Here is a 9,688-nt window from a genome sequence, read left to right as displayed (position 1 = left end):
TCCCCTCTCGCTTGCGGGAGGGGCAGCGAGGCTTGCGAACTTGTTCGTTAGCCGCAGCGGGGTGGGCCTGATCGTAACGTGGCTGCCCACCCCCGACCCCTCCCGCAAGCGGGAGGGGAGAAGAACGGCCGCTACCGGTCGTTAGCAGACGTTCGCGCAGGATCGTTGCCGAACGACCAAAACGGGGTTGGGAGCGGGCATTCTATTCGTAGAATTTGCCCGCATAGATAATGTGCGCGCAACGCTTCCAAGGATTGTCTTCGGCAAGAGACGCGCCCGTCAAAAGCTTGGCGTGCCCCCAAGCTGCGGCTGCACCGAGCACGGCGTCGACCGTTCCATTTTCCCAACCGAGCTGACCGGGGCCATACGGACCTGATGGGCTTTCCGCTTCAAGGTCTCGTTCACGAGCAAAATCGTTAGCGAGCGCTTCCACGAATGCGATGAAGCCATTTTCGTCAGCGACCTGTTCAAGCAGGGCGTCCAAATCGATCATTTCAGGGTGTCCGTCATAACTCTACGCTGAGCAAGAATTCCTAGTAGTTTCGCGGCCCGTCACTTTGACCGCTGGTGCCGGGAGAGCGACGGAAACTCCTCTGCCTTTCTCAAGGCCCCGGCTGATCCCCTCGCCAAGTCTAATCCGCCGGCTCGGCTGAGAGTAGCATTAGCCTAGCTTTGCAAGAGAACGTCCGCAACCGGTCGCTAAACGCCATTCGCGGGCGACGGTACTGGACAAGCCCGCGCTGCTCTGGTGAAGCGCGGGCATGTCCGAGGTCAAATTGCATCCCGACTGGCTCGCACGCATCGGCGGCGAGTTCGAGCAGCCCTATATGGCGGCGCTGAAGGCGTTCCTCGCGGGCGAACGCGAAAAGGGCAAGGCGATCTATCCGCGTCCGCGCGACTGGTTTGCGGCCTTGGACGCGACGCCGCCGCGCGATGTGCGCGTCGTGATCCTGGGGCAGGATCCGTACCATGGGCCGGGGCAGGCGCATGGCCTCTGCTTCTCGGTCCAGCCGGGCGTGCGCACGCCGCCGAGCCTCGTCAATATCTACAAGGAAATGCAGAGCGACCTTGGCATTCCGCGGGCCGCACACGGTTATTTGAAGCATTGGGCCGAGCAGGGGGTGCTGCTGCTCAACAATTGCCTGACCGTCGAGAGCGGCATGGCCGCGTCGCATCAGGGCAAGGGGTGGGAGAAGTTCACCGATGCCGTGGTCGCGGCGGTCGCGGCCGAACCGGCGCCCAAGGTGTTCATCCTGTGGGGCAGCCATGCCCAGAAAAAGGCCGCGAATATAGCGGGACTCGGCGCGGGAAGTCCGCACCTGATCCTGCGCGCGCCGCATCCGTCGCCGCTGTCGGCGCATAACGGCTTTTTCGGGTCGCGGCCGTTCAGCCAGGCGAACGCGTTCCTCGAAGCGCAGGGCCGCGGGGCAATCGACTGGCGCTTGCCCGACAATCCCGAGACCGCCATCGCATGACCATCGTGATATGAGCATTTTGGCGGATCCGGCGACGCTGGCGATCCTGATCGTCGCGGTCGTGCTGCTCGGCATGGCGAAGGGCGGGCTGGCCGGGGTCGGCGCGCTCGCGACACCCTTGGCGGCATTGGTGCTGCCGCCCGCAACCGCGGCGGCGCTGCTGTTGCCGATCCTGATCGTGCAGGACGTGATCAGCGTCTGGTCGTTCCGCAAGACGTGGGACGGCTGGATCATTGGCTGGATGCTGCCCGGCGCGGCGATCGGCATCGCGGCGGGCTGGTATTATGCCGAGCGGGTGAACGAGGCGCAGTTGATGGCGGCGCTGGGTGCGATCACCCTCGCTTTCGGGCTTTACCGGCTGTGGGTCGAGCGCGACGGGCGGATCGTCGCGGCGTCGCAGTCGCCCGGCTGGGTCGGAACGATCTTCGGCGCGCTGACGGGGCTCACGAGCCAGATCGCGCACGCCGGCGGGCCGCCGTTCCAGATGTGGGTGACGCCGCGCCGGTTGCCGCACCTCGTCTTCATCGGGACGAGTTCGGTGCTTTTCGCGCTGATCAACTGGATGAAGGTGCCCGCCTATCTGGCGCTCGGTGCCTTTCCGCACGAGGTCGTCGTCGCGGCGCTGCTGCTGATGCCCGTCGCGATCGTTTCGACCTTGCTGACGGTGCGCTGGATGAAGCGGATGAACCCCGAGCGTTTCTATGTCCTCATCTATGTTCTGATGGTGCTGCTCGGCGCGAAGCTGCTTTGGGACGGACTCGGCGGATGAGCGCGATCCGGATCCTCGTCGACGCCGACGCCTGCCCGGTGAAGGACGAGATATACCGCGTCGCGTGGCGGCACGAGGTCGCGGTGAAGGTGGTGAGCAACAGCCGCTTGCGCGTGCCCGACCATGTGCTGATCGAGCGGGTCGTCGTGTCGGACGGGTTCGACGCCGCCGACGACTGGATCGCCGACAACGCCGACGCGCGGAGCATCGTCGTCACGGCGGACATTCTTCTCGCCGACCGGGCATTGAAGGCGGGCGCGAATGTGCTGGGCCCCAACGGCAAGCCCTTTACCCCGGCGTCGATCGGACCTGCGATCGCGACGCGCGCGATCATGGCCGACCTGCGCTCCGGAATGGGCGACGGGGTGGGTGGTCCGCCGCCCTTTTCAAAGGCCGACCGCTCGCAATTCCTGCAGGCGCTCGATAGCGCGCTGGTCCGGCTCAAGCGCCAGCTATAAGTTTCTTTCTTTTCTTTTCAGTCATTTGTGGAATTTTTCTGGGCGAGTGATGCCGATCACGGCCGGCCATGGCGATGCCCGGCATAAGCGGGGCATCGGGAACGCCCCGAACCCAATTCGAACCATATCGACCGATTGAAAAGGAAATGAAGATGACCAAGAAGCTGATCCTCGCCCCCGTCCTCGCGCTCACTATCCTCGCGTCGGCGACCCCTGCGATGGCGCAGTCGGCGCAGCCCGCGCAGGGCAGCATGACGGTGACGTCGAACCCGGTGCAGATCCTGATCGGGCTGCTGCTTCCCGCGGTGCAGAAGGTCCGCGAAGCCGCGGCACGGTAAAGATATCCGGTTTTCGCCTTCGGCCCGGCCCACCACGCCGGGCCGGAACACAGCCCTCCCGCCCCTGCGACCCAGGCGGGAGGGCTGACTAATTTCCGGCCTAGCTCCGGCGGTCAGTTGCCGGCGCGGCGGTGCGTTATAAAGGCGAACAGGAGGACGACCGAGATCAGGCCGACCAGCATGCCTGCGGTCGTCGTCACCATCGTGATCGAGCCCGCCGGATCGTTCGAATTCCACGCGCCGCTTCGTGTCCGTTCGATCATCCACCAGGCGCCGACGATGACGATCAGGTCGAGCAGGACGAGCCCGGCCAGCGCACGCATTGATTTCTTCATGAATTTTCCTCCCCCGGTTCCGACACCTTCTTCGCTGTCGGATACCTGCCGTCCATGCTAGCTTCGGGTTTCGCGAAATTCCACAGGAGTCGGGACCATGGCGACACTTCCCACGATCATCCTCGTTCACGGTTTCTGGGGCGGCGCGGCGCATTGGGCGAAGGCGATCGTCGAGCTCGACCGGCTGGGGCATCGGGGCATGCGTGCGGTCGAGCTGCCGCTGACCTCGCTCGCGGGCGATGCGGCGCGGACGCGCCAGATCGCGGCGCAGGTCGAAGGACCGGTGCTGCTCGTCGGGCACAGTTACGGCGGCGCGGTAATCACCGAGGCGGGGACGGCGCCGAATGTCGCGGGGCTCGTCTATATCGCCGCCTTTGCGCCCGACGCGGGCGAGAGTCCCGGCGCGCTGACGCAGCAGCATCCGCCGGCGGGTGCCGCGAACCTCGCGCCCGATGCCGACGGTTATCTGTGGATCAAGCCCGACAAGTTCCACGAAAGCTTTTGCCAGGACCTCGGCGCCGACGAGGCGTTGGTGATGGCGGTGACGCAAAAGGCGCCGCTCGCATCGGCTTTTGGCGAGGCGGTCAGCGACCCGGCGTGGCGGTCGAAGCCGAGCTGGTACCAGATTTCGAGCGCGGACCGGATGATCGACCCTGCGAACCAGAAAGCGATGTCGGACCGGCTCGGCGCGCGCAGGGTGATCACGCTCGACGCGGGGCACGCCTCGCTCGCCTCGCACCCGGTCGAGGTTGCGGCGCTGATCGACGAAGCGGCGCGCAGCCTGTAGCAGGAGATTCGTTGATGGCGCGCCAATATACGAGTTTCGCCGAATTCTGGCCCTTTTACCTGCGCGAGCACAGCAAGGCGTCGACGCGCGCGCTGCATTATGTCGGGACGAGCCTTGTCGTGGCGATCGCGGTCGCGGCGGTGCTGAGCGGGCGGTGGGGCTGGCTGATCGCGCTGCCCGTCGCGGGCTATTTCTTCGCGTGGGTCGCGCATTTCGGGGTCGAGAAAAACCGCCCGGCGACCTTTACCTATCCGTTGTGGAGCCTCGCTGCCGATTTCCGGATGTGGTGGCTGTGGCTAACCGGACGGCTGCGACCCGAACTCGACCGTGCGGGTGTCGTTCGGGAAAAACGATCACACTGACCGAAAGTGCCGGCTGGCATTTGTTGCGAATCATTCTTAACTAAATCGGGTTCGACCTTCTGGAGACGGGCCATGCCCACCGACCTGATCAAGACCTTCACTTACCTCTCGATCCATCTGACGATCGGGTTCAGCGTCGCCTATGTGATGACCGGATCGGTCGCGCTCGCGGGCGGGATCGCGGTCATCGAACCGTGCATCAATGCGGTGGCCTTCTTCTTCCACGAAAAGGCGTGGAAGCGCGTCGGCGCCCGGCCTAAGCTGCTCGCCGCCTGAGGCTCGCGAGTCCCCGGCCGCCTTTCATTCTGTCCCCTCGAACCAAGGAGTATGTCCATGACCGTCAATCGCGCATCGGCCCGTTACGAAGGCTTTGGCAAGGAGGGCAAGGGATCGATCACCACGAAGTCGGGGGTGCTCGACAAGCAGCCCTATGGTTTCGGCACGCGTTTCGAGGGACAGCCGGGGACGAACCCCGAAGAGCTGATCGCCGCGGCGCATGCGGCCTGTTTCACGATGGCGCTGTCGTTCGGCCTCGCACGCGCGGGCTATTCGGGCGACACGCTCGAAACGAGCGCGGCGGTGACGCTGGAGCAGCAGGACGGCGGCTTTGCGATCACCAAATCGGCGCTGACCTTGACCGGCAAGGTGCCGGGGATCGGCGCCGACGAATTTGCGAAGATCGCCGAAGAGGCCGAGAAGAACTGCCCGGTGTCGAAGCTGCTCAACTGCGAGATCACGCTCGAGCATAGCCTCGAGGACTAGGCGGCGCGGAGCAGCGGTGCGGGCAGCTCGTCGGCCATGAAGTCGAAGCTGCCCTGCGCGGGCGGTTCGAGCCTCCAGCTTTGCAGCACGCGGTGGCGGCGGTGGCCGACATGGCTTTCGATCAGCACGAGGTCGCGCGGCGCCCAGTTCCATGCGACCGAAACGGGATCGAAGGCGCATGTCCCATAGCCGAGGGTGACGTGCGGCCGGAGGCCTGACTTGCGGTGCATGGGATCGATGCCCTGCGTCGCGAGGCGGGCGACAATTGCGTCATAGGCCTGTCGAATGGCGCCGACGCTGCCAGCGGTGACCAACTCGGCCCCGCTGCTCCGCGAAACGATGCGCGCGAAGGGAATCGCGCTCGTGGCCGGAAGGCCGGCGCTGAACGCTTTCGCCACCTTTCCGCGCAGGAAGGGTTGCGGCTCCATCGTTTCGGCGATCGTGCATAAAGTCAGATGGTAAAGCTGGGGCTTGAGGCCCGCAAACAGGTCGCCGGAAACGGGCGGCAATTGGCGCGCCAGCCAGCCGGCCCGGTCGGCACTTACTTGAAAGCCGAGAAAATAGCGGAACATCGGGTCCATCATCCATTCCTCCGAATCGGATCAATGTTCCCATTATGTTCTCATCCGCAACAAGAGTCGAATCGTCAGGAGGCTGTCTTGCAAGCCGGCACCGGGACGCGGTGCGCCGGGTTGCCGTCGAGGGTTGCGACCTGCGGCTTTTGAATCGCGGTGCGCCACGCGAGTTTGGGCCACCAGCGCGTCGGCGGCGGGGTGGTCAATGGGTCGATGCTTTCGCCGGGACGCGGCATCGCAAGGCGGACGCCGGCGCAGCGCGCGGCGGCGAGGATGCGTTCGGGCGGTTCGGTCCACGCGTGCGGGGCGAGGTTGAACAGCGCCCAGTGGATCGGGATCAGCGTCCTGCCGCCGACGAGTCGGTGCGCCTCGACCGCGAGTTCGGGGCCGAGATGATTGTCGGGCCATGCCGGGTCGTACTGGCCGGCGTCGAGCAAGGTCGCGTCGAACGGGCCGAGACGCTTGCCGATCTCGGCGAATTCGGGGGTGAAGCCGGTGTCGCCCGAATACCAGACGCGGTGTTGCGGCCCGACAAGTGCATAACCCGCCCAGAAGGTCTGATTGCTCTGCCTGCCGAGGCGGCCGGAGGCATGACGCGCGGGCGTGGCAACGATGGTGAGGTCGCCGATCCGTTTCCGGTCCCACCAGTCGAGTTCGACGATCTTTTTTTCGTCGACGCCCCAATAGGCAAGATGCGAGCCGATGCCGAGCGGAACAACGAACATCGTGCCGCGGCGGTCGAGCGCACGGATCGTGTCGCGGTCGAGATGGTCATAATGGTCGTGCGAGATCACCACCGCGTCGATCGGCGGCAGGTCGGCGATCGCGATCGGCGGCGCGTACCAGCGTGCGGGGCCGAGCCAGCCGACCGGCGAGGCGCGCTTGCCCCACATCGGATCGACGAGGATGCGCTTGCCGTCGATCTCGACGAGGGTCGAGCTGTGGCCGAACCAGGTGATGCGCAGCCCGCTGGCGGGGAGGTGGGCGAGGGTGACGGCGTCGGTGCGCAGCACCGGCACCGGCGCGCCGGGCTCCGGCTCGGTGATCGCCGATGCGGTGAGCAGGCCGCGATACGCCGCCTGCCGGTCGATCCAGCCGCCGCGGCCGTTGGTGAAGGCGCCGTCTTTCCAGTGCGGCGAGCGTTCGAGTTTTTCGAGCCGCGGCCCCGACGGCGCCTGCCCGAAGGCGTTCCACCCGTTCACCGCAATGACCAGCGCGAAGAGAGCGAGCAAGAGGAGCAAGATCCCGACCGCGCGGACCGCCAAGCGGACTATGCGGCGCGCGCGCGTCATGGTTTCGGGGCGTCCTCCATCGCCATGCGCGTCACATGGATATAGGTGGCCTGCCAAGTGTCGCCGTGACGCCGGAAGATGTCGGTGAAACGGATGCGGACGCGAAAGGGCTTTCCTGCCGAGCGGCCTGACACGACCGTTTCGGCGCTCGCCAGACCAGCGTCCGCGCCGATCGGAAGGATGACGCGGTCCTTGAGCGTCACCGGGTCATAATCGTCATCGACGCCGGTCCAGCCGTCGATGAAAAAGGCTTTGCCATATCGCTTGCCGCTACCGTCGATGAAGACGAGATCGTCGGCGACCATGCGCTCGAGCGCGGCACGGTCCTGCGCGATCTGCGCCGCGTCGAACGCGTCGGCGAAGGCGCGGAGGTCGGCGGCATCGCGTGCCTGAGCCGGGGTCAGGATCAGCATTGAGGCGAAGAAAAGCGCACAAGTTTTTCGCATGTTAGAGCCCTTGGTGCGGCCTGCCGCCCGGCACGCCATGATCGCTCGTCATTCCTTCGTCCCATCGGGATGCCGGGTTTTGCCGCCATCCGTGCGCTCCATCTCCCGTTCCATGACACGGCCAATTTCGGAGCGCTGCGACGGGGCGTAGAGATTGCTGGGGCTGGAATAAAGCCCCTTCAGAAAGCTGAAATCCCATTGGGTCAGCGTGACCGGCACTTCGCTGTCGACCGTGGCGTCGAGCACCCGCAGGATCGTGGAAGGCGCCGACGCGTTGATCCGCGCCGGGTCGATCCGCGCCAAAGCGCGCATCGCCGCATAATCGGCGAGTTGGGTGGTCGAGAGTCCGTCGATCGCTTTGCTTTCCACGACCACCATCGCTGCCATGAACGCGGGCCGCGCTGGCGGGGTGATGCGTGATTCCGCCCGGATCGAACGATTGATCGGGGTGCCTGCTTCATTGAATATCGGCCTGCCGTCGCCGTTCACCATTTCCTGAATCTGCCATGCCGTTGCCGGGCCTGGCTGGGCCAAAATGCGCCGGACCTCGGCAGGGGATCGGTTGCCGAACATGTAATAGCGTTTTTTGCCCAGCGCTTCCAGAAAGGCAGCTTTGTCCGGCGTGACCATGACCACCAGATTGGGTTTGCAGTTCGCCTTTGCCATTTTTAGCCCGACGCCTGCTGCCACGGTCCGGATACGTTCACTGACGGCTGCGCGTTGGGCGTCGGGCATCCCGAAGGCGCCGGGGCATACCGCCTTTTCGAACCGCGCGATTTTGCCTCGCGGCGACGCCTGGGTCAGCGCGCCGACGAAGCTTTCAATCTGTTTCTCGATACCTGTGACGACGATCGGGGCATCGCCCTGCGCCGCGGCGGGAACGGCGACAAGAGCAGCGGCGAGAAGCATGAATCGCATGGGCGTCTCCTTCGGCGTCGACGTCGATAGCGGCCTCGAGAGCCGCCTGCTGACGATCACCAAAACTCTTTCGGTCGTCGCCAGTGCTTCGACAGGGTGCCGGCACTTGGCGACGAGCGGGCGGACGGCTGGGCCTATTGCGCCGGGCGGCAGTCCTTCAGCCAGATGACATGCTTATATTCGTCGAAATCCTCGACCGTGCCGGTCAGCTTGATGCCCTTGTTCGGCTTGAGCTGGAGTGAAAAAGCGGCCTGCCCCGGCGCCATATAGCAGACGATGTCGGTCTTGAACGGCGCCTGGTTGGGCAGGCGGATCGCCTGTTCATAGGGCTGGGGGATTTTGTAGCCGACGCGGAAATCCTTGCCGTCCTTCGTGACATAGTCGACCGTGCCGTCGATCGTGAACTGCTTGCCCTTGTAGCGGGTCAATATGCCCGCGGCGTTGCGTTCGGTGTCCTTCGACACCTGCTGCGAGAAACCCAGCGCGCTGATCTTTACCGGCGCGGCGGCGACGGTGGTCGCGGTCGCGCCCTTCTTCGCCGCGGCGGCGCCGGCCTTGCCGCCCTTGATCTGATTGAGGATGCCGCACATTTCGGCCTTTGCCGCATCGCTGCCGACCGACTGGCCGGCGCGCAGCTTGGCCTCCATCACGACGGTGCCGATGCCGCCGGTCTGCGTCGCGGTGATCTGGATCGGAAAGGCGCGGACGGTTCCGGTCATCGGCTGTTCGATCAGCATCGATCCATATTCGGCCTCGTCGGCCATGATGTCATAACCCTTGGCCGCGACGATACCGCGCATCTGGCCGATCGCGACGGCGGGGGGCAGGTCGGCGACGGTCACCGCCGCGGTGAAGCGCAGCGCGGTGATCGGGTTGCCCTTTTTGACGAAGGCTTCCTCGCAGGTCGCGGCATTGGCGGTTCCGGCGGTGAAAAACAGTGCGGCCGGCGCGAGCGCGGCGGCGAGACGGGAATAAGTCGTGGTGCGCATGGGGGCTCCCTGAAATGTTTATGTTATGCGACTTATGTTGTGTGATGCGTCTGCCGCAGCAAATGCCCGCCTGCAATGGCTAAGTTACCAATATGCTGGCGCTTTAGCCGCGGACAAACGTCGCGCCGATCGGCGCTTGACCTCAACCGGGCTTGAGCTTTCATAAACGCGGGACAGTTGAT

At 65.0% G+C, this 9,688-nt stretch carries 15 protein-coding genes; 8 read left to right on the top strand and 7 right to left on the bottom strand.

Going from position 1 to position 9,688, the window contains the following annotated elements; genetic code table 11:
• Window positions 1-202 precede the first annotated feature (202 nt).
• Entirely contained in the window at window positions 203-493 is a 291-nt protein-coding gene (locus VGN62_RS11290) for a DUF7660 family protein (protein ID WP_327453815.1), read from the bottom strand.
• 268 nt (window positions 494-761) lie between these two features.
• Between VGN62_RS11290 and ung the strand changes: the two genes are divergently transcribed.
• The 4 genes from ung (at window position 762) to VGN62_RS11270 (ending at window position 3,040) form a co-directional block, all read left to right on the top strand.
• Window positions 762-1,475 carry a uracil-DNA glycosylase gene (gene ung / locus VGN62_RS11285; RefSeq protein WP_327453813.1) on the top strand — a complete coding sequence of 238 codons (714 nt, stop codon included), beginning with the start codon at window positions 762-764 and terminating at the stop codon, window positions 1,473-1,475.
• 10 nt (window positions 1,476-1,485) lie between these two features.
• A complete protein-coding gene (locus VGN62_RS11280; protein WP_327453811.1) occupies window positions 1,486-2,244 on the top strand; it encodes a sulfite exporter TauE/SafE family protein in 759 nt (252 codons plus the stop codon).
• Window positions 2,241-2,702, top strand: a complete 462-nt coding sequence (locus VGN62_RS11275) for a YaiI/YqxD family protein (protein WP_327453809.1) — start codon at window positions 2,241-2,243, stop codon at window positions 2,700-2,702. The genes VGN62_RS11280 and VGN62_RS11275 overlap by 4 nt, the downstream gene beginning before the upstream one ends.
• 152 nt (window positions 2,703-2,854) lie before the next feature.
• Window positions 2,855-3,040: a hypothetical protein gene (locus VGN62_RS11270; protein WP_327453807.1), complete on the top strand. Its 186-nt coding sequence runs from the start codon at window positions 2,855-2,857 to the stop codon at window positions 3,038-3,040.
• 113 nt (window positions 3,041-3,153) lie between these two features.
• Here VGN62_RS11270 and VGN62_RS11265 read toward each other — a convergent pair whose 3' ends face one another.
• The gene (locus VGN62_RS11265) at window positions 3,154-3,375 is read right to left on the bottom strand and encodes a hypothetical protein (RefSeq protein WP_327453805.1); all 222 of its coding nucleotides are present in this window, start codon (window positions 3,373-3,375) and stop codon (window positions 3,154-3,156) included.
• A gap of 97 nt (window positions 3,376-3,472) precedes the next feature.
• Between VGN62_RS11265 and VGN62_RS11260 the strand changes: the two genes are divergently transcribed.
• The 4 genes from VGN62_RS11260 to VGN62_RS11245 all read left to right on the top strand — a co-directional run bounded on the left by VGN62_RS11260 (window position 3,473) and on the right by VGN62_RS11245 (window position 5,286).
• Window positions 3,473-4,162: an alpha/beta hydrolase gene (locus tag VGN62_RS11260; protein ID WP_327453803.1), complete on the top strand. Its 690-nt coding sequence runs from the start codon at window positions 3,473-3,475 to the stop codon at window positions 4,160-4,162.
• 14 nt (window positions 4,163-4,176) lie between these two features.
• A complete protein-coding gene (locus VGN62_RS11255) occupies window positions 4,177-4,524 on the top strand; it encodes a DUF962 domain-containing protein (RefSeq protein ID WP_327453801.1) in 348 nt (115 codons plus the stop codon).
• Between the two features lie 72 nt (window positions 4,525-4,596).
• Complete coding sequence (locus tag VGN62_RS11250; RefSeq protein ID WP_327453799.1) at window positions 4,597-4,800, top strand: DUF2061 domain-containing protein; 204 nt, start codon at window positions 4,597-4,599, stop codon at window positions 4,798-4,800.
• Between the two features lie 57 nt (window positions 4,801-4,857).
• A complete protein-coding gene (locus VGN62_RS11245) occupies window positions 4,858-5,286 on the top strand; it encodes an OsmC family protein (RefSeq protein ID WP_327453797.1) in 429 nt (142 codons plus the stop codon).
• On the opposite strand, the gene VGN62_RS11240 is transcribed toward VGN62_RS11245, so the two are convergent.
• From VGN62_RS11240 to VGN62_RS11220, 5 genes are all read right to left on the bottom strand, one after another.
• Window positions 5,283-5,867, bottom strand: coding sequence for a hypothetical protein (locus tag VGN62_RS11240; RefSeq protein ID WP_327453795.1), 585 nt, complete (start codon window positions 5,865-5,867; stop codon window positions 5,283-5,285). The two genes, VGN62_RS11245 and VGN62_RS11240, sit on opposite strands and share 4 nt — an antisense overlap.
• Window positions 5,868-5,932: 65 nt before the next feature.
• Complete coding sequence (locus VGN62_RS11235; protein ID WP_327453793.1) at window positions 5,933-7,153, bottom strand: MBL fold metallo-hydrolase; 1,221 nt, start codon at window positions 7,151-7,153, stop codon at window positions 5,933-5,935.
• The gene (locus tag VGN62_RS11230) at window positions 7,150-7,599 is read right to left on the bottom strand and encodes a nuclear transport factor 2 family protein (RefSeq protein WP_327453791.1); all 450 of its coding nucleotides are present in this window, start codon (window positions 7,597-7,599) and stop codon (window positions 7,150-7,152) included. Before VGN62_RS11230 ends, VGN62_RS11235 begins: the two co-directional genes overlap by 4 nt.
• 48 nt (window positions 7,600-7,647) lie before the next feature.
• On the bottom strand, window positions 7,648-8,517 hold the full coding sequence (locus tag VGN62_RS11225; RefSeq protein WP_327453789.1) for a hypothetical protein: 870 nt from the start codon (window positions 8,515-8,517) through the stop codon (window positions 7,648-7,650).
• A gap of 134 nt (window positions 8,518-8,651) precedes the next feature.
• Entirely contained in the window at window positions 8,652-9,506 is an 855-nt protein-coding gene (locus VGN62_RS11220; RefSeq protein WP_327453787.1) for a hypothetical protein, read from the bottom strand.
• Between the last annotated feature and the right edge of the window lie 182 nt (window positions 9,507-9,688).

The organism is Sphingopyxis sp. (genome assembly GCF_035998905.1).
GTDB lineage: Bacteria > Pseudomonadota > Alphaproteobacteria > Sphingomonadales > Sphingomonadaceae > Sphingopyxis.
The sequence above is the reverse complement of the archived record's forward strand: the minus strand, read 5'-3'. Positions and strand labels throughout refer to the sequence as shown.